Origin of the sequence: Arthrobacter sp. MSA 4-2 (assembly GCF_016405885.1) — a bacterium.
Classification (GTDB): domain Bacteria; phylum Actinomycetota; class Actinomycetes; order Actinomycetales; family Micrococcaceae; genus Arthrobacter_D.
In genome coordinates this window covers 376,092-395,222 of the sequence record NZ_JAEKGC010000001.1, presented here as the reverse complement: position 1 = coordinate 395,222, position 19,131 = coordinate 376,092, and the positions used below count along the sequence as shown (strand labels likewise).

Genomic DNA, 19,131 nt, shown 5'->3' with positions numbered 1-19,131 from the left:
CGCAGACCATCTTACAGCACCTCTCGGTCTCCCCTGACCCTCCCCCAGACGGAGGCCGGGACCGCCGGGGACCGCCTCAGGTGCTGAGAATCCGCCGGGACGCAGCGGCTTCGAGGACACTGCGGTCGGGGCGCGCTAGGTCCAGCACCCGCACCACCCCGCGTGCCACTGCGGCCGACGCGATTTCGTTCTGGTGGCCGTCGACGTGCTCCCGGTGGGCCGGGTCCCGCACCGCAAGGACAGGCATCTTGCCCAGGCTCATCAGTTGAAGGATCGTTCCCACCCCGGCGTGGGTGATGACGACGTCCGCGGCCGCGGCGCACCGGCCCAGGTCGCCAAAGCCCATCTCCTGGCGCACGGTGCCCGGAAGGCCCGAACGCCGGGTGGAGCCGAGCTGCCAGGTCAGCTCATCCCCGGGCTGGAGAATCGACAGCACCGCATCGACCGCCCGGTCGAACGAGTAGGGCCGGATCGTCCCGAGGGTGACGAGGATTTTCCGCACCCGGGCGGTCTCTGTCCCGGAGGAGCAGGAGAAGGAATCCCAGATGGTGCCGGCGTAGGGCCAGCGGCGGGACCAGCCCTCGTACTGGGCATAGGTCCGTACCCGCGGCGCACGCTCGAGGATTCTCCCGGTGAAGGATGGAGCGGAGACCCGGGCGAGGCTCTCGACGTAATAGGTGGGAATTCCGAACAGTGCCGCCAGGGGAAGCCCCGACACCGCCACGGCCGCCCCGGTGCTGATGCAGGCGTCGAAGGACTCACGGTGCAGGATCGACAGGATCCGGCGTGCCGCCCTGAGGGTGGCCGGCGCATCACGGGGCGCGACGTAGTCGACGAACTGGCTCCGCCGCGCGCTCAGCATCGAGACGGTCTGCTGGGTTTCGAAGGTCACCCAGAGCGAATCCTCCGACGACTGAACGGTGCCGTCGATTCTCAGGAGTTCCGAGAGGTGCCCGCCCGCAGAGGACACCCACAGCACCTTGGCGCCCCGCGGCAACATGTCGAATTCGATTGGCGCTCCCAGCCTCGTGCCCGGCAATTTCAGCCCATTGTGCCATTCGAGGCCGCGTTGCGGCACTGCGGGTTCGGGCCGCGCCGCGCACGGGGCGTCAATCCACAAAGAAAGCCGGGCCGGAACGTCAATGTTCCGGCCCGGCCACCTGCAGGTTCTCCTGCCGAGGTTAAGGGTCGGCGGCGGCTGGGGATGAAGTCCTGGTCTCAAGAAGACTTCGACACCGCCGACCCGGTTCGGTGGAGCCGGCTCCTTTTCTGGGTTCCGGCTTGTCAAAACTCTATGTCCCCCGGGAGGACGGCAACACAAGTAATCGCGCCCGAATTCCCCTGTTCTGCTACCTGTTCCCGGGCACGGCACTACCTCATCGCCGAGGCTCCTACTCGGCAGGTCCTACTCCGGCCGGACGATGGATTCGTACTCCGCCGTCAGCTCCTCGCGCCGGGTGATTCCGAGCTTCGCGTAGATGCGGTAGAGATGGCCCTCGACGGTCCGGGGAGAGACCGTCAGCGCGGCGGCGATCGCGCGGTTCGACGCGCCGTCGAGGGCGAGGGAGGCGATCTCCCGCTCCCGCGCGGTCAGCTTGGTCGGCTCCTCGGCGTCACCCAGGAGCGCGGGTGAGCAGCCCTCGAGGCGCTGGCGCCGGCGCCGGGCCACCTGGAGCAGTTCGCGCTGGGTCCGGCGGTCCCCCGAGCCCGACAGCAGCCGCATGGCGCGGTACGCGGCGTCGGCTGCCACAAGGTGCTTCTGGGAGAGTTCCGCCTTGTCGCCCGCCGCGGCCAGCCGCTCCGGATCCCCGGAGACCGCAGCGGCGGCGTACGCATTGAGCACCGCCGCCTCTCGGCCTTCCATCGTGCCGGTGAGCGCCTCCAGCCGGACGGCGGACTCCTCGTCACCCAGCGCCACGAGGATCTCGAGGATGTCCTTTTCGACGGCGGAAAGACCCTTCCCGGCCGCAGTGGCGGCCAGCCCCTTCAGCCGGTCGAGGTGGTGCTCGCGGTTTGAGGAGGGCAGCAGGGCCGCGTGGGTGAAAGCCTGTCCCAGCAGCGCGAGGGGGCGGCTGCCCCGGTGGGCCTGTGCGGCGAATTCGGTCGTCAGCGCCTCGGCACGGTCCGCCCGGCCCAGCGCGCTGGAGGCGAGGGCGGCGACGGCGAGGGTGTACGGGAGCAGAAGCTCCTTGTCGGACCGGCGGAGCGCTTCGAGCGCGGGGCCCAGTCTTTCCATCCCCAGCCGGAACCTGCCCCGGCGCACCTCGAGCAGCGCATCGAGGGCGGCGAGCGCCCCGCCGGTGAAGTCGTAGTCGCGGGCCGGCCGGCGGGCATAGTCCTGGAGGGCGGCCTCGGCTTCGGCAAAGTCCCCGCAGTGGATCAGCACGAGGAGGTGGCGGGTGAGGGTGAAGGCGTGGAAATCGTTGAAGAGGCCGGGATTGGTGCGGACCAGGGCCAGGCCGGACGCCGTCAGCGCCTTGGCCTCGGTTCCCCGGCCGGTCGCCCCGAGTGCCTCACCGAGCAGGGACTGGGCGAGGGCGAAGTTGAGCTCACCGGCGGCCTCATCCGGTCCGATCGCCCGCAGCCGCGTCTCGGCCTCGGCGTAGCGGCCCTCGAGGTTGTAGGCGAAGCAGCGCAGCAGCGTGACCTCCGGGGGGTCCGCCGGAAAGTGGTGCTTCGACTGGAGCACGGCGCTCCACCGGTCGGCCAGGCTATGGATGTCCTTCAGCGGCCTGCCCTGGAACAGCCGCAGGCGCACCGTGAGAACCGCCGCGGCGGCAAGCACCTCGAGCTGCCCGGCCGCCTCAAGGGTTCCGCGCAGCAGGTCTTCGGCTTCGGGCAGGTGCATCCGGGCGATTTCGACCCGCGCCCGCTCCACCCGAGCTGCAGTGGCGTATTCCGGACCTGTCACCGCCGAGGCGAACCGGACCGAGGAGGACAGGTCGAAGTAGCGGTGGGCGAGACGGGCTCCGTCGATGAGCTCGGCGTCCGAAACGGTTTCCCCGCAGTCAAGGGCCCAGTTGAGGTGCCGGATCCTGCCGGGGCCCACCGTGGGGATCGGGGTTGAGCCGGCGGCCAGCTCGGCCCTGAGCACGGCGCTCCGTCCTGCCGGGACGAGTCCGCGCACGATCCTTCCGTAGAGCCGGTGGGTGGGAACCGCGAAGGCCGGATGGCCGGGCATGCTCATGATGAGCCCGGCCTCGAGCAGGTTCGGCACGGCTGTGGCATCGGTGATGCCGGAGAGCGCCGAGAAGGGAACAGGTTCTGCGAGAGCGAGCGCCTCGAAGGCCTTCCGTTCCTGTGGCGGCAGCCGCAGGCAGATGCCCCGCACGAGGTCGGCGAGGGAGGCGGGCACCCTCGGCTCCTCCCCGGACAGCTGCCATACCCCCGCGGTTTCGGTGAGCGCCCCATCGGCGAGGGACTGGTCGAGCAGGGTCCGCAGGAACAGCGGATTTCCGCCCGACTCCTCCCAGAGGCGCTCCCCGGTGCCGCGCACAAGCTCGCCGCCGAGGACTTTCGTGCACACCTCCGCCACCTCGGCCGCGTCGAGGGGGCCCACCTCGAAACGGGCGAGCAGTCCTTCCCTGCAGAGGGACACGAGTTCCTCGGAGACCGGCTCCTGGGGCCGCGAGAAGGCGACAAGGCGCACGGTGCGGGAGGAGACGAGCTGGGAGAGCACGTGGCTGCTGTCGTCGTCGACCTCGTGGGCGTCGTCGACGACCAGCAGCACCGGGCGGCCCTTCGACTCCTCGCGGAAGAACGAGATCAGGATCCGCAGCACCGAGAGCGAGGACTCGATGTCGCGGGCTGTTGCCCGTCCCAGGAACGGGGCCAGGGCCGCGTAGGGTGCGTTGCTCAGGGCCGGACCCGGGTGGATCAGGAAGGAGGCCGCCGAGTGCAGGGTCCGCTCCACGAGGTGGCGGGCGAGTGCCGTCTTGCCCATCCCCGCTTCACCGAAGACGAACGCCCCGTGCAGGTCCGAGCGCGTCACTGCGTGCTCGAGGGCTTCGATCAGCGGGTTCCGGCCGACAAGGTCCGCGTCCACCAGCGAAGCCGTGGTCCTCATGAGCGGGTTTCGGTGGGGATGAGCTCTCCAAGCTCGCTCCGGGTGGAGACGTTCAGTTTCGAGTACACCTGGTAGAGGTGGCCCTCGACCGTGCGCACCGAGACGAACATCTGCGCGGCGATCGCCTTGTTGCTCGCCCCCGCCGCCGCAAGCCGGGTCACCTCGCGTTCCCTGGCGGTGAGTCGTTCGAGGCCCGACCCGGCCGAGCTCCAGGCCGCGGCCTCGGGAAGGATCTCCCGGACCCGGCGCTGCAGCTGGCGGAGGGTGTTCTTCTCCCGCGTTCCGGCGGCGCTGCGCAGCGCGGCCTGGGCGGCGTCGGAGGCGAAGCGGCGGTCCCCCTGCGCGGACGCGAGTTCGGCGGCCTGGACCAGCAGTTCGGCATCACCGTTGCCCAGCCCCTTGGCGTAGAGCTCGCAGGTCCGGGCGAACGCCCCCTGGAGCGAGGCGGACACGGCGGTCAGCGGATCGAGCGCCGTCCTGTCGCCGAGGCGCACGGCCCGGGACAGGTTCAGGAGCGCCCACGCTCCGGCGCCGGCACGGCGGTCAACCTCCCCGAGGGCGTGAAGGTCGCGGGCCGCGTCGGCCTTGACCTCAAGGAGCGAGGACACCAGGAGCTGAAGGTGCCGGGACGCGCGCCGGACCTTCCACGGGCTTGCTGGGCCGGCCTCCGTGACCGGAAGGTGGGCGATTGCCTGTTCGAGGTTGCGCTCCTGGGCGTGGCAGTAGGTGATTCCGGCCGCGGCCAGGGGCAGCAGGCCCTGCGGGTCGCGGACGCGCAGCTGGTTGAGCGCGGGGGCGAGCAGTTCGAGGGCGGGACCGACCCTGCCCTGGAGTGCCTCGGCCACACCTTCGGCGACGGCGCCCCATGATCCGCGCCCGGCCTCCGGGCCTCCCCTCGGCAGTCCGGCGGCGGCCAGCATCCGTTCGCCCTCGGCGCCCGAGCCGGCGAGCCGGTACACCTCCCCGATCTGCTGGACGGCGAAGGTCCGGGTGGTCCTGCTGATGCCAGGTCCCCCGAGACGGCGGGCGAGGTCGGCAGCCAGTTCCATTGCCTCGAGCTGCCGGGCGGTCATCGCCCAGGCTTCGCACAGCCAGCCCTCGACGCGCGCCCGGAATTCGGCGTCGAGCCCGTCATCGGAGGCGAGGACCGCCGGAAGCTCTGCCGCGTTGTGCAGGAACCTGCCGTCCCAGGAGGCCTGCTCGGCGCGGGCCAGCAGCGCCTCCCTGCGCAGTTCCGCGGCCTCCGGCAGGGGCTGCTCCCCGGTGAGTTCGTCGGCGGCCCGGTCGAGGAGGGCCGCGCTGCCGGGCTGGCCGAGCTGACGGAGGATGCGCGCCTGCAGCAGGCGCAGCCGGAAGAGGTCGGCACCGGCGGGGCTCTCCGGGCGGCCCGCCAGGGCTGCCGCGGTCGAGGCTGCCCGTTCGAAGTCCCCCTGTCCGAGGTCGGCGATGACCGACTCGAGCACCAGGGCGGCGGGTACGGAGCGGGCCTTTCCGCTGGCCGCGATCTCCGCGGCTGCCGCGAAGTCGCCGGCGCGGTTGGCCGAGCGGGCGCCGGCCAGGGCGACCTCCGGAGGCAGCGGGATTCCGGCCCGGAGCAGCCACTGTGCATGGCGGGTCGGTTCGGCCTCGAAGACCGCCCCGAAGCCCGGCTGGGAGGCGAAGTCGGCGTAAAGCGCCCCGGCCTCCTCCGCGGGAACACTTTCGGCGACGGCGTCGGCAAGGGCGGGTGCGGTGCAGCGCGCGGCCGGCGCCGGCCCGTGGTCGACGCTGATCACGCGTGCCTCCTGCACGGTGTCGAGGTCTTCCGGGCTGAACCGCTGGAGCGCCATCGGCCAGGGCAGGTGGCCGGTCAGGGCGGTCAGGCGTACGATCCTGCGCTGTTCCCGGCTCAGCTCGGGCAGGGCCGATCCGGCTTCCGCGAGTTCCTCGCCCAGGACCAGCCGGCCGGGCAGCAGCACCCAGGAGCCGTTGCTCCGGGCGAGGAGGTTGCGCCGGGCCATCCCGCGCAGCGCTGTGCGGAGGACTCTCGGGTTGCCGGCGCTGAACTCCCACAGCGCCTGCAGGCACTCCTGGGATGCCGGCGCCCCCAGTTCGGCCTCGACGAACCGGGTCGATTCGTCGAAGGTGAGCGGCGGAACGTCGAAGCGCTGAAGCGAACCGTCGCACCACATCGCCATGAAGGCGCCGTCGGCGAGGGCGAAATCCTTGACGGCGAGCAGGATGCGGGCGTCGCCGTTCTGCACGAGCTGGCTGATGACGCCGGACGAGGCGGCGTCAAGCTGCTCGGCATTGTCGACCGCGATGATGACCGACTCGCCACGGGCGTGACGCCGCAGCGCCGCGCTCAGCGCCTGGAGGACCATCACCGGGTTGCCGAGCACCTCCCGTTCCACCTCGGAGAGCAGGAAGCTCAGGGCGCGGTAGGGAATGCGCCGGGAGGCGGCCGATCCCCGCACGTTGACGATGTGGCCCCCGGACCCCGACTGAAGGACCTGCTGCAGGAGCGCCGTCTTGCCGACCCCCGTCCCGCCGACGAGGACCGCTCCCGAGGATCCCGGCCGGCGGAGGGCCGTGTGGATCCCGGCGAGCAGTTCGGTGCGCCCGATGAAGAAGCTGCCGGGCAGCAGCGGGGTCATTTCGGGCCGCCCTGGACGATCGGCCCACGGACCGGTGTGTCATGACGCGAATAAATCACTCGATGAGACCGCATTGAGACCAACTTCTTCCCCGGGCTGTGAGTTCTTCTGATACACAGCCTAGAAACGAGTGAGCCCGCGAACACGAGTGGTGACTACGGAATTTCCCGTGAAGCTACCTGTTTTGGTGCGGCAGATGCGTGCATGCCTACTCAAGTGGACGACGCTCACTACCTACAACAGGGGCCTGGGGCCCCTTTACCCTACTGGGGTGGAGCGGGTCCGCCCCACCTAGGTAGGAAGGATTCTACCGTCCAGCAGCGGGCTCAGGCGATCCCGTCGAAGAGGCTCGTGACGGATCCGTCGTCGAACACCTCCCGGATCGCACGGGCGATCAGCGGCGCGATGGAAAGCACCGTCAACTGCGGGAAGCGTTTCTCGGCGGGAATCGGCAGGGTGTTGGTGACGACCACTTCCCGCGCGCCCGACTCGGCGAGCCGGCGTGATGCCGGTTCCGAGAAGACAGCGTGCGTGGCGGCGATTATAACATCCTTCGCGCCGGCGTTCTTCAGCACCTGTACGGCTCCGGAGATCGTTCCTCCGGTGTCGATCATGTCGTCGATGAGCACGCAGGTGCGTCCCTCGATCTGGCCGACGACCTGCTTCGACACGGCCTGGTTGGGGACCGTGAGGTCCCGGCTCTTGTGGACGAACGCCAGCGGGGCACCGCCGAGCCGTTCGGCCCACTGCTCGGCCACCCGCACCCGCCCGGTGTCCGGCGAGACCACCGTGACGTTGTCTGCATCGACGCGTGAGCGGATGTATTCGGCGAGCAGCGGAATCGCCATCAGGTGGTCAACCGGACCGTCGAAGAAACCCTGGATCTGCGAGGTGTGAAGGTCGACCGACATCAGCCGGTTGGCCCCGGCCGTCTTGTAGAGGTCGGCGACCAGGCGCGCCGAGATGGGCTCGCGGCCCCGGCCCTTCTTGTCCTGGCGGGCATAGGGATAGAACGGGGACACAACCGTGATGCGCTTGGCGGAGGCCCGCTTCAGCGAATCGACCATGATCAGCTGTTCCATCAGCCAGTTGTTCAAAGGGGCCGGATGCGCCTGGATCACGAAGACGTCGGTGCCGCGGACGCTCTCCCCCGACCGGACGTAGATCTCCCCGTTGGCGAAGTCGTAGGCGGAGACCGGCAGGAGTTCGGTGCCAAGCTCCGCGGCGATCTCCTCCGCGAGTTCGGGGTGGGCGCGCCCGGAGGCCAGGACCAGCTTCTTCTCGCCGTGTGCCGTGATTTCGCTCATGCCTGGCTGCTCTCTTCTGTTGGTGTCGCCACTGTGCCGGGGGTGGCGCTGGTGGAGGAAGGGCCGGTGGCCGGGGCATCGGAAGCAGGGCCACCGGCCGATGCCGCGGCGGCACGGGCGGAGGCAGTGCCCGGCCGCTTCGTACCGACCCACCCTTCGGCGTTGCGCTGCGGGGCGATGCTCAGGGCCAGTGCGCCGGCGGGGACGTCCTTGCGGATCACCGCCCCGGCTCCCGTGTAGGCGCCGTCACCGACGGTGACCGGCGCGACGAAGACGGTGTTCGAACTGGTGCGCACATGGGAGCCGATGACAGTTCGGTGCTTGTTCACGCCGTCGTAGTTGGCCGTGATGTTTCCGCAGCCGATGTTCGTGTAGTCGCCGATCTCGGCGTCGCCGGCGTAGCCCAGGTGGGACAGCTTCGAGCCGCGGCCGATGGTGACGTTCTTGGTCTCGTAGAAGGCCCCGATCTTGCCTTCCTCACCGAGCACCGTGCCGGGGCGCAGGTAGGTGAAGGGGCCGACGGAGGCGCCGGCCCCGATCCGCGCGCCGCTTCCGTGGGTGCGCACCACCGAGGCGTCCTCGCCGACGAGCACGTCGGTGAGGGTGGTGTCTGGACCCACTACCGCACCGCGTTCGAGCCGGGTTGTCCCGTGGAGCTGGGTGCCCGGCAGGACGGTGGTGTCCTCGCTGAGCACGGCCGTGGCGTCGATCCAGGTCGTTGCCGGGTCGATGATGCTCACCCCGGCCCGCATCCACGCGGAGACGATCCGCCGGTTCAGCTCGGCGCCGAGGCTTGCCAGCTGCACGCGGTCGTTGACCCCCTCGACCTGCCAGCGGTCCTCGGAGACGACGGCGGCGACCCGGCCGCCCGCGGCCCGGCAGAGGCCGAGGACGTCGGTCAGGTACATCTCGCCCTGGGCGTTGTCGGCACCGACCTGCCCCAGGGCGGTGCGCAGGAGCCCGGCGTCGAAGGCATAGATCCCGGAGTTGATCTCGCGGATCTCCCGCTCGACGTCGGTAGCGTCCTTGTGCTCCACAATGGCCGTGACCGTCCCGTCGGCCCCCCGCAGGATCCTGCCGTAGCCGTCGGCGTTGTCGAGGACCGCGGTCAGGACGGTCACCGCGTTCGCTCCTGCCCGGTGCTCGGCCAGAAGGTGTTCAAGCGTCGCGGGGGTGAGCAGCGGCACGTCACCGTAGGTGACGACGACAGTGCCGTCGAGGGGGGCACCGTGGCGGGCGTCGAGCGCCTCGAGTGCGACCTGGACGGCCCTGCCGGTGCCCGGGATCTCGTCCTGGTCCACGAGCAGCGCGCCGGGGTCGAGGGCGGCGATGTGGCCGGCGACGAGGTCGCGTTCGTGGCGGACCACCACGGCCAGCGCCTCCGGTCCGAGTGCACGGGCCGCCGCGAGGGCGTGGCCCACGAGGGACAGACCCCCCAGCGGGTGCAGGACCTTCGGGGTCCTCGACTTCATCCGGGTGCCTGCTCCGGCAGCGAGGACGATCACTGCGGCCGGTGGGGAGGATTCCAATGGTGCCGTCGCAGCAGCGGCGTCCTGATGGCTCACGAAGAAGCGCTCCTACCTGTTGGGGGTGTGACCGTCGGGTGGCCACCCGGTCATAGTACCGGGCCGTTTCCACCGTTCCGCCCATAGGATTCGAACCTATACTCCACAGCTCCAAAGGCTGGGGTGCTGCCATTACACCAGGGCGGACCATGCGCGCCCTGCCGTACGGCAGCACGTGCACACGGTTATCAAGTCTGCCACGAACGGAATCCATCGGCGACCCGGCCCGGTCCGTAGGATGGAGGAGTGAGCCAGCCTTCAGCACCCGGCGACGGGGCCGTTCGACCCCGCATGACGGGCGCCCAACGGCGCGCCCAGCTCATTGACGTCGGCCGGGCGCTGTTCGCACTTCGGGGCCTCGACGGGACCACGATCGAGGAGATCGCCGCGGCGGCGGGGGTGTCCAAACCGGTGATCTACGAGCACTTCGGCAGCAAGGAAGGCCTCTACACCCAGGTGGTCGACGTCGAGTTCCACATCCTGCTGCGCAGCGTCACGACCGCCCTCGCCGGCGATGCCGGGTCCCGTGAGCTGCTTGAGCGCGCGGCGCTTGCGCTCCTCGACTACATCGAGAACAGCACCGACGGTTTCCGCATCCTCATGCGCGACGCCGCCCCGTCCCAGCCCGAGGGCGCGTTTTCCACACTGCTGTCCCGGATCGCCGCTCGCGTTGAGCACATCATGGCCGCCGAGTTTGAGAAGCGCGGATATCTGCCCCAGCACGGTGCCATCTATGCCCAGATGCTTGTCGGGATGGTGGCCATGACGGGCCAGTGGTGGCTCGACGCTCGCCAGCCGGACAAGCGGACCGTGGCGGCGCACCTCGTGAACCTCGCCTGGAACGGGCTCAGCGGGCTGTCGATCGACCCGCAGCTGCGCAGCGCCTGAGGTCCCGCCGGTACGCCGGGGCGGTGTCAGAAGAGGATGATCAGCAGGACGATGACCACGATGACGGCGAGGCCCGTCCCGATGCCCACCCGGCGACCGGCGGCCGGCCGCGTATCCTGCTTCCTGCGCCGGCCATGGACTGTGTTTCCACTGTTGCTGCTCATGGCACCTAGGGTAGGACCGGCTTCTCCCACCAACCACAGTAGAAACTACTCGTTCCATTCGGTGACGTACTCGGAGAAGGCTTCTCCTGCGGCCGCCGGGGACCGGTGCTAAGTTACCCCCATGTCGAACGAACCTGCCGAGGAAGGTCCCGGACGCAGGGCGGGGACCCCGGGCGAACGGCGGCGGGAGCCGGCGCTTCACCCCGCTCCGCCGCGGCCGGAACTCGCCGGGAGCGCCCCCGCACCCATCGTTGCCGCGGCGCCGCCGCCGGGCCCGGTGGCGGCCGCCCGATCCCTCTGGCTGGCGAGCTTCGCGGCCGGGATTGTGGCGGCCCTTCTTGCGTTCCTCAACCGCCGGTCCCAGCTTGAGCGGCTGCGAGAGGCGGCGTCCGGCATCGGAACCGACCGGGATCCGATGACCCTTGACACTGTTGCCTCGGTTGCGTGGTGGGGCGGGCTGGGCGCCTTCCTGGTCCTCCTCGGCATCGAAGCGCTCCTGCTCGCCGTCCTGCTGCGCCGGCGCGGCTGGCCGCGGTGGGTACTGCTGGCACTCCTGCCCGTGCACCTCGCGGTGCTGGCCGTCGGCGGCTCGATCCTTGCCCCTCCAGGCGCTGAGACCTACTTCGTGCTGCTCCTGGTGGCGCAGGCCCTGCTCGGCGCTGCGGCGCTGGCCGCAAGCCTGCTCCCCCGTGCCAACGCGTGGTTCCGCTCCGGCTGAAACCGGCCACCGGCCCTGCGAACCGCCTGCCGGCCCGGGACGCAGGGGTTCAGAGAGGGGCTGCCGGCTCCTGGGCGGTATCGGCAAGCAACGCCTCGCAGCTGCGGATCACCGTCTGGCAGAGCTCCAGGGCACTCCGGTCGGTCAGCGGGTTTTCGGCCACGGCGCGCCAGCGGCGCAGCTGGAGCACCGCCTCGGTCCGCACCTGATCCGCCGGTGCGTCCCGCCGCAGTCCCAGCCGGCGCGCAGGTGCCACCCCGCTTCCGCCGATGAGCCGCTCCGCGTCCGCCGCCAGGTCCGGCGTGAGGGCCACCCCGCCGGTGTGGAGCACGCCGAGGAGCCGCAGCTCCCGGTACTCGTGGGCACCGGCAAGGATCCGCTCGATCGACGCAGCCAGGGCGGCGGTGCCGGGCCGGGGCCGGGCGCGCACGAGGGCGTCGACGCCGATCAGGACGTTTCGGGCCTTGAGCTGGGCCGCCCGGGCCTGGAACTGGCCCGAGAGAGCACGGAGGATGTCGTCGAGGCCGCTGCGCCGGGCCAGTTCGCGGGCCAGGGCCGTCGGCTCGCCGATGCCCCCGCCGAGCAGCACGCACGCGAGCCGGACCCCGAACAGGCCGAACCGCTCAAGCAGAACGGCGCGCTCCCCCGCGGGAACGCCCCCGGGCGCGTCCTCCCGGACAAACCGGTCGGCCGAGAGGAGGAGGCGCTCGCGGTCCCCTCGCTCCAGCCGTGCAAGCGCGGCGAGGGCGGCGAACTCGCTCTGGCGCAGGGTCCGCGCGCTCTGGGCGAGGAGGCCGGCGACGGGGACGACGCCCAGGGCCAGGCGGCGCAGGCCGGCGTCGTTCCGGTAGCGGGCGGCCACCTCGCGGGCGGCCAGCAGCGCGTCGATCCGGCCCGCTCCGACCTCGTCGGCCCGCGAGAGGACCGCCAGCGCGTTGACCGTGCCCGACTGTCCCGCCGCGGTGTCCTGGAAGGACTCGAGGAAGCCGAGGTCACTCGCGTGCAGGTGGCGCATCAGGTAGATCAGGGCGTCGGCTTCCGACGGCGCGTCGCCCGGGGTGAGGAACCCCAGGGAGCGCGCGGAAACCTCCCGCGACAGCGACGCGATCCCGGGGGTGTCGATGAGCGTGAGGTCCCGCAGGGCCCGGGCCGGCCATTCCACCACGAGCCGGTCCACCTCCTCGGCGGGGGTGCCGCCGAGGTCGAGCTGCAGCCGTCCCTCCACCCGGCGCACGGGCAGCGCCCGCGGGGCACCGTCAAGCGGGTGCAGGGTCACCCGGGGCGTGTCCCCGTGGCGGTACCAGGTGATGACCCGGGTGCATTCCCCGGTGTCGGTGGGGGCGATCTCTTCGCCGATCACCGCATTGAGCAGCGTGGATTTGCCCGCCTTGACCATCCCGGCGACGGCGACGCGGAGCGGTTCGCGCAGCCGCCGGTCATAGCCCGAGAGCACCGCCAGCGCCGCAGGGTCCGCCCCGTACACCTCCTGGGCGTCGCGGACGAGCGCTGCCACCGCCGCGCCCACGCCGTCGGTCACGGCCGGGCCGCCGCGGGGTCACCTTCCAGTGCGCGGGCCTCGGCGTGCAGGGCATCGACGCGCTTCAGTTCGGCCCGGATCTGCTGCATCCGCTGCTCCCGTTCGAGGGCGTAGGTGGCTGCGGCCTTCTGTGCCGCCACCACCGAATCGCCCAGCGAACGGTGGTGCTCTTCGGCGATTTCGGAGAAGTGGTCGCGGGTGGCGCGCTGGATCAGGCGCAACCGGTCCTTGAGTTCCTTCCCCACCTGGAAGACGACGTCGTCGATCTGCCGCCGCACGAGCGCCTTCGCCTCGCCCTGCCGGCGCTTGAGCCGCGCCTCCTTGTCCTCCCGGTAGGCCTTGCGTCCCAACAGGAGCCCGGCTCCCACCGAGAAGGGGTTGATCAGGGACATGCCGACGATGCCGGTGAGCAACCCGAACATCAGGACGCCGCCGTAGGATCCGCGCATGCCGATCAGGACCTTCTGCAGGGGGCCCACCCTGCCCGGGTCGAGCGTCGGCACCTTCTCGACGGGGCTCAGGACATCCTGGGTGTCGGAGACCGAAAGCACCGGCAGCCGCACCTCGTCCTGCTGGAAATGCTCGGCGACCTGCTCGGCCAGCCAGGCGGAGCGTTCACTGGTCCAGACGAAGGTATCGGAAACCGCCGAGGCGACCCGCTGCTCGAGCCACTGGGCGAACTGGTCCCAGGTCGGCCCCGGGTCCCCTTCGTCGATCGCCTGCTCCGCTTCGCGCTGGATCCTGCGCAGCCGGTCGCGCAGGTCGTACTCCATGTCGGCGATGAGGTCGCTGATGCCGTCGTTGAGGGTGACCTGCCAGCGGGCCGACCTCCGGCGCTGCTCATCGGCGCGCTCCTTGGCGGCCTCAAGCCCGGCGATCATCAGCGGGGTCCGTTCGGGGTCCTCGAGCGCGCCGAGTTCCGACGTCAGCGACAGGCGCAGGTGCTCGGTGATTGAGAGCAGGTCCTGGGCGACGGAGCGGCGTTGGAGCCTTTCGGCGGAGCCGAGGATGTTCGAGCGCAGGTAGGCCACCAGCGCCGGGAAGCCCGACTCCGCATTCAGTTCGTTGTCCTTCAGGCGGGCCGCGTGAAGGCGCAGGTCGGAGGACACCGGGATCAGCGGAATCCCCGGACGGACCCGGTCGAGGTGGACCCGGTCGAGTTCGGCGACCCGCCGCCACTGCGGGTAGAGGTCGGTCTTGGTCAGGACGCAGCCGATATTTGGGGAGACCCGCAGGGCCTGGCGCAGGAAGCGGATTTCCGGTTCGGTGTATTCCTGGGAGGCGTCGGACACCAGCAGCATCGCATCGGCCGTCGGCAGAGCGGTGAGTGTCGTCAGCGAGTGGGCCGAATCGAGGCCGCCGACCCCGGGCGAATCGACGAGGGAAAGCCCTCCGGCAAGGACCTTGCGCGGAAGGGAAACCTCGGCCGCCACGAGCCGGCGCTCGTTGCCGGGGTTGCCCTTCTCCGAGACGTAGGAGGCGATGTCGGCCAGGTCGACCGGCTGCCGTTCCAGCGCGGGCCCGCCGTCAGCCGCCGGGTCGGCGTCCCGGGGCACCACGAGGACGGCCGAGGGCTGCTCACCGTAGCGCACCACGGTGGGCACCGAAGTGGCGATGTCGTCATCCACCGGGCACACGGGCGCATTGACCAGGGCGTTGATGAGCTGGCTCTTGCCCTGTTTGAACTCTCCGACGACGATCACCCGGATCGCCGCGTCGAGGAGACGGCCCCGGGTCGATTCGAGGCGGCGGCGCAGATCCGCCCTGTCTCCCGCATGCACCAGTTCGATGCCGCGCTCCACAAGCTGAACCAGCTCGGCCACAGGTGCACCTCCCGGGAAAGACGATGACTCGAGACTACAGAGCGGCCCGGCGGGAAGCACGCTTCCTGCCGGGCCGGGCCGTTCTTCTTGAGACAAACTTGCGGGAGGCTGCTATGAATCGGCCTCCAGGTCCACCTCGCCGCCTTCGTCGGCGGTGACCTCGGTGTCGGTCAGGACGACCGACTCGTCGATCGAGGTGAACTCGGTGGTGATGTCGTCCACGACAACCTCGGTGGAGGTGTCGTTGAAGGACTCGTCGAACTCAGCGTCGACGGTGACCGACTTGTCGGTGTTGAAGGATTCATCAACGGTGACCGACTTGTCGGTGTTGAAGGATTCGTCGATGACGACCTCGGTCTCGGTGGTCGTCGTGGTCTCGTTGTAGGAATCCGTGACGTCGACCTCGTTGAACGAGTCCTCAATCTCGACGTCCAGGTCCGTGTTGGTCGAGTGGTCGGTGACGGACTTGTCGACCTCATTGAAGGAGTCGTCGATGTCGACGGTCGTCGAATTGTCGTTGTTCGAATCCCGCACCGTGGTCGTCGACTCGTCCGTGGTCTCGTTGAACGAGTCCTCGAACTCGACGTCGACGTCCGTGTTGTACGAGTCGTTGATGTCGTTGTCCTCGTCGTTGTCCTCGTTGTAGGAGTCGTTGATCGACTCGTCCTCGTTGTAGGAGTCGTTGACCGAGTTGTCCTTGTTGTAGGAATCCTCGGTGACGTCGTTGTCCTCATTGAAGGAGTCATCGATCTCGACGTCGACGTCAGTGTTGCCGATGCCGATGTGCGCGTCATCCCCGGCGTGAACCGTGGTGGAGTTGTCAGTGGATTCGTCAACGGAGTTGTCGACCTCGACGTCGCCTTCGGCCGCGATGGCGTCATCGCCCGAGGCGACGATGGCGTCGTTGTCGAAGAACTGGGTGACATCGCCGTCGGCCCAGATGTTCTGGTTGACCGACTGGTCGGTGATGGTGTCCCGGTCATCGATGGTCGACGTGTAGGAGTAGTTGTTCATCACGTGGGTTAGGGTCTGGACCGCGTGGCCATGATCGTTGTAGTCGTCGTGGCCATGATCGTCGTCGTCGTCGTCATCGTGATCGTGGCCTCGGCCGCCGCCATGCCCGTGGTCATCGTCATCGTCATCGCCGTGGCTGTGGCCTGCGCCGGTGATCGGGCCGACGCTGACCGAGCCGGCGTTGCCGCTCATCGGCGCCTCGATGGTGGAGTCATTGCCGCCGGTGTTGTACTCGCGGTCGAAGGACGAGTTCACGGCGACGGGGGCGTAGTCGAGGATGACCGGCAGGACCGCATCGACGTCTTCCATGCAGACACCTCCCAGCCCGGCGTCGGCGAGGGCCCCCTCGGGGTCCGCCTTGAAGGCCGCCGCGGCCTCGGGGTCCTTGAACAGGTTCATCAGGAATTCGAGAAGAGTCGTTGCGAGAGTTGGCATTTTGGGTTCCCCTGCTTGGTGATGATCGGTTGTTCTGAGAGCGCCGATGCTTGGATCGCCTGAATTCAATCTAGGACCGGCGCCGTCCGCCGCCATCGGGGATTCCTCCCCTGCCGGGGACTCCTCGGATAGGGGTTTGGGCGTCGCGGACGCTGGGGGTACGGGGTATTCGGGCACTCCGCGCACCGGAAGAGTGGGTTGGGCGACCACCGGGGCGGGCGCCGGCCGGAAGACCGCACCTCGGTGCGACCGGCACACCCGGAAACGACCGGCGCACCAGAAAACGACCGGCGCACCCGTTATATCCGGCGCCGGTGTCGCAATCGGGTGCGTTTTTGCCCCGACGCCCGCCGGAGCCCCTAAGCCCCGCCCGGTCCCTTCTCGGCCCGGGCCAGGGCGACGCGCAGCTGGTCGAGCAGGTCGGCGCGGGTGGTCACTCCGAGGCGGCGCCGGATGCGTGCGATGTGGTGCTCGGCGGTGCGCGGAGAGATGAAGATCGCCTGGCCGATCTCCCGGTAGGTCCTGCCCTCAAGCACGAGCCGGGCGACCTCGCGCTCGCGGGCACTCAGCCCAGACCCGTCCGATCCCGCGGCCGCGCCCGGCCCCGGCCCCGGCGCTGCCGGACGGGTGGCACCGGCCGCGGGCCGGGATGACGGCATGGCCGCGGTATCGGGGGCCGGGTGCAGGTCCCGGGCGCAGGCCATCAGGCGGGCCATGTCTTTCCGGTCGTCGGCCCGCGACGCGGCCTGGCCCGCCAGGCGCGACCCGTCCCAGGTATAGCCGGCGGCCGCGAGCCCGCGCGCTGCGTTCTCAACGGCGGAGACCTCGAAGCGGCCGGCCAGCACCGAAATCCATACCCGGCCCCCGGTGGCGAGCACCGCGGCCAGGGGATAACGTCCGGCGCTGCGCACCAGGGCCGCCGCATGCGGGGCAAGGTCCTGGGGCCGGTCCGAAAGGAGCGCCGCCTGGACCGCCGCCCAGTGGAGCGGGACCGACCACAGCGGCGGGTGGCCCAGCCGCTCCAGCAATGCCCAGGCCTCGGCGAGCGGGAATTCGAGCCGGGCCGCGTCGCGCAGTCGGGCGCCGGCGACAAGGAGTTCGCCGAGGGGCAGGAGGAGGTAAAGGTCGATCGAGACGCGCAGGATGCCCTCGCGGGCCCGCTGCCAGGCGCCTACCAGGGCCGGGACATCGCCGGTCCGCCGCGCCAGCGCCACCTCGAGTGCGGTGAGGAAGAACTCGTCCCGGGGGACGAGCGTGCCCGGGCCGGAGACCGCCTCGGCGGCGAAGGACCGGGCCTCGCCGGGCAGGTCCCGCTGCAGTGCGGTCCATGCCCGCAGCAGCAGCAGCCGTGGGCGGGCCACCGGTCCGCCCTGCCCACCGGCGAGCGCCGCATCAAGGACCGATTCGGCGAGCTCGAGCTCACCGCTGCTGAGTGCCGCCAGGGCGGCGAGCGCGGCCGGCAGGTCGGGCAGGGGAAGCGTCTGGCCCGAGGCGGTCATCATGTCGGAGGCGCGGATGAGTCCCGGCAGGGCCTGCGCCGGAGCGGGCCCCAGCGAGGTGTGCACGCCCCGCCCCATCAGGGCGACCGAGACGGCACGCACCGTCGGGGAGCCGTCCTGCGCGGTTCCCCCGAGCATCTTTTCCGCTCCCTCCCTGTCGCCGCTGCCGATCATCGTGACTGCGGCCAGGGCGGCGGAACTCCCGGCCCGCCCCTCCCCCAGCCACCGGTACACATCGGCTCCGCGGGCGAGCATGCCGCGCTGGGCCCACACGGACGCGGCGACGTCGGCGGCGCGTGCGATGTCCGGCGCCTCCTCCTGGGCGAGCAGATGGTCAAGGATCCTGCACGCGCCGTCGAGGTCCCCCGAAGCTGCGGCAGCCTGGGCCCGGCGCGCCGCCGTGGAGAGCCCGTCGGCGCCGGCGGCGCCCGCCTCCTCGTACAGCACCGCCGCGGCCTCCGGTGCGTCGGGCAGCTCCGCGTCGGCCGCGGCCACGAGCGCAGCCGCCACCCGGGGGTGCTGCAGCCCGTCGCGGGCCAGTCCGCGGGCAACCTCCCAGGACCGCAGTTCCCCGTCCGTCAACAGGTCCACGAGGGAGTGCTGCAGCTCCCGGACGCGGTAGGCCGGAGTGGCCGCGAGCAGGGCGCGGCGGATCAGGGGGGCGAGCCGTCCATCGGGAAGCAGCATCCCACCGGCCCGGCCCCGGGCGAGCAGGGTATCGACCGGGGTACCGGCCGCCGCCAGCCCGGGCGGGACCTGCCGCGGCGGGACGAAGCCGACGGCCATCGCCAGAAGCAGTTCGCGCAGCGCGGTGTCGACGCCGTCGAGGTCGTAGCCGAGCTGGTCCATGACACCGCGGGGAACCTCCGGGGCGGAGCCCGTTCCGCCGGGCTCCCGCTGCAGGCCCGCGGTGACCCGCTGCACGAGCCACGGCATCCCGCCCGTGAGGTCCGCCACCAGCTCAAGGGTCGCCGCAGGCACCGGGTCGCCCAGGGCGGCACCGAGATAGCGGGCGAGATCGTCCGTGCCCAGCGGACCCAGCACCACCGGCGGATGGCGCTGTTCGAGAACGGCGGCGAGGCGCTCCAGTGCCGGGCTCCGGGGCCAGCCCCGGTAGGAAACGATCACATCGTCGGAGCGGTCCTCAAGAATCGAGTGGATCCGGGCAAGCGCGGCGTCGTCGAGAAGGTGGGCGTCATCGACGAGGACGGCCCGGCGGGCACCGTCCAATTCGGTTTCACCGAATCCAGTCTCGAGGGCGGCAGGGCCGCGCACGACGCCGATTCCGGCGTCCCGGTAGCGTTCCTCGGCAAGGTCGAGAAGGGCGCTCTTGCCTGATCCGCCGGCGCCGGAGATCCCCGCGACGAGACGCCGCTGCGGATCGGCCGCGGACCGGTCCGCGGCCTCGAGGAAGGACGCGGCAACCGTTCTCCGCAGCGGACACGGCAGTGAGACCCCCAGACTTCCTCCCTGCACCTC

12 protein-coding genes and 1 tRNA gene are annotated in these 19,131 nt (G+C 70.6%); 2 read left to right on the top strand and 11 right to left on the bottom strand.

Features of this window, described 5'->3' with window-relative positions:
- Nucleotides 1-76: 76 nt before the first annotated feature.
- The 6 genes from I6N91_RS01690 to I6N91_RS01665 all read right to left on the bottom strand — a co-directional run bounded on the left by I6N91_RS01690 (nucleotide 77) and on the right by I6N91_RS01665 (nucleotide 9,721).
- Nucleotides 77-1,000 carry a glycosyltransferase gene (locus I6N91_RS01690; protein WP_233091303.1) on the bottom strand — a complete coding sequence of 308 codons (924 nt, stop codon included), beginning with the start codon at nucleotides 998-1,000 and terminating at the stop codon, nucleotides 77-79.
- 405 nt (nucleotides 1,001-1,405) lie between these two features.
- Nucleotides 1,406-4,066 carry a LuxR family transcriptional regulator gene (locus tag I6N91_RS01685; protein WP_198810157.1) on the bottom strand — a complete coding sequence of 887 codons (2,661 nt, stop codon included), beginning with the start codon at nucleotides 4,064-4,066 and terminating at the stop codon, nucleotides 1,406-1,408.
- The gene (locus I6N91_RS01680; RefSeq protein ID WP_198810156.1) at nucleotides 4,063-6,702 is read right to left on the bottom strand and encodes a LuxR family transcriptional regulator; all 2,640 of its coding nucleotides are present in this window, start codon (nucleotides 6,700-6,702) and stop codon (nucleotides 4,063-4,065) included. The genes I6N91_RS01685 and I6N91_RS01680 overlap by 4 nt, the downstream gene beginning before the upstream one ends.
- Before the next feature lie 326 nt (nucleotides 6,703-7,028).
- Nucleotides 7,029-8,009 carry a ribose-phosphate diphosphokinase gene (locus I6N91_RS01675; protein ID WP_120166887.1) on the bottom strand — a complete coding sequence of 327 codons (981 nt, stop codon included), beginning with the start codon at nucleotides 8,007-8,009 and terminating at the stop codon, nucleotides 7,029-7,031.
- Entirely contained in the window at nucleotides 8,006-9,574 is a 1,569-nt protein-coding gene (glmU, locus tag I6N91_RS01670; RefSeq protein WP_198810155.1) for a bifunctional UDP-N-acetylglucosamine diphosphorylase/glucosamine-1-phosphate N-acetyltransferase GlmU, read from the bottom strand. Before glmU ends, I6N91_RS01675 begins: the two co-directional genes overlap by 4 nt.
- 75 nt (nucleotides 9,575-9,649) lie before the next feature.
- Nucleotides 9,650-9,721, bottom strand: a tRNA-Gln gene (locus I6N91_RS01665).
- Between the two features lie 144 nt (nucleotides 9,722-9,865).
- On the opposite strand from I6N91_RS01665, the gene I6N91_RS01660 reads away from it, so the two are divergent.
- The gene (locus tag I6N91_RS01660) at nucleotides 9,866-10,462 is read left to right on the top strand and encodes a TetR/AcrR family transcriptional regulator (protein WP_198810218.1); all 597 of its coding nucleotides are present in this window, start codon (nucleotides 9,866-9,868) and stop codon (nucleotides 10,460-10,462) included.
- A gap of 26 nt (nucleotides 10,463-10,488) precedes the next feature.
- On the opposite strand, the gene I6N91_RS01655 is transcribed toward I6N91_RS01660, so the two are convergent.
- Nucleotides 10,489-10,626: a hypothetical protein gene (locus I6N91_RS01655; RefSeq protein WP_198810154.1), complete on the bottom strand. Its 138-nt coding sequence runs from the start codon at nucleotides 10,624-10,626 to the stop codon at nucleotides 10,489-10,491.
- 121 nt (nucleotides 10,627-10,747) lie between these two features.
- Here I6N91_RS01655 and I6N91_RS01650 point away from each other — a divergent pair, with 121 nt between their 5' ends.
- Nucleotides 10,748-11,344, top strand: a complete 597-nt coding sequence (locus I6N91_RS01650) for a hypothetical protein (protein ID WP_198810153.1) — start codon at nucleotides 10,748-10,750, stop codon at nucleotides 11,342-11,344.
- A gap of 49 nt (nucleotides 11,345-11,393) precedes the next feature.
- Here the strand turns inward: I6N91_RS01650 and I6N91_RS01645 are convergent, their stop codons facing one another.
- The 4 genes from I6N91_RS01645 to I6N91_RS17445 form a co-directional block, all read right to left on the bottom strand.
- Nucleotides 11,394-12,881 carry a dynamin family protein gene (locus I6N91_RS01645; RefSeq protein WP_198810152.1) on the bottom strand — a complete coding sequence of 496 codons (1,488 nt, stop codon included), beginning with the start codon at nucleotides 12,879-12,881 and terminating at the stop codon, nucleotides 11,394-11,396.
- Complete coding sequence (locus tag I6N91_RS01640) at nucleotides 12,878-14,704, bottom strand: dynamin family protein (RefSeq protein ID WP_198810151.1); 1,827 nt, start codon at nucleotides 14,702-14,704, stop codon at nucleotides 12,878-12,880. Before I6N91_RS01640 ends, I6N91_RS01645 begins: the two co-directional genes overlap by 4 nt.
- A 111-nt stretch (nucleotides 14,705-14,815) precedes the next feature.
- Complete coding sequence (locus I6N91_RS01635; RefSeq protein WP_198810150.1) at nucleotides 14,816-16,153, bottom strand: IniB N-terminal domain-containing protein; 1,338 nt, start codon at nucleotides 16,151-16,153, stop codon at nucleotides 14,816-14,818.
- A gap of 359 nt (nucleotides 16,154-16,512) precedes the next feature.
- On the bottom strand, nucleotides 16,513-19,128 hold the full coding sequence (locus I6N91_RS17445; protein WP_307843194.1) for a LuxR C-terminal-related transcriptional regulator: 2,616 nt from the start codon (nucleotides 19,126-19,128) through the stop codon (nucleotides 16,513-16,515).
- Nucleotides 19,129-19,131 lie beyond the last annotated feature (3 nt).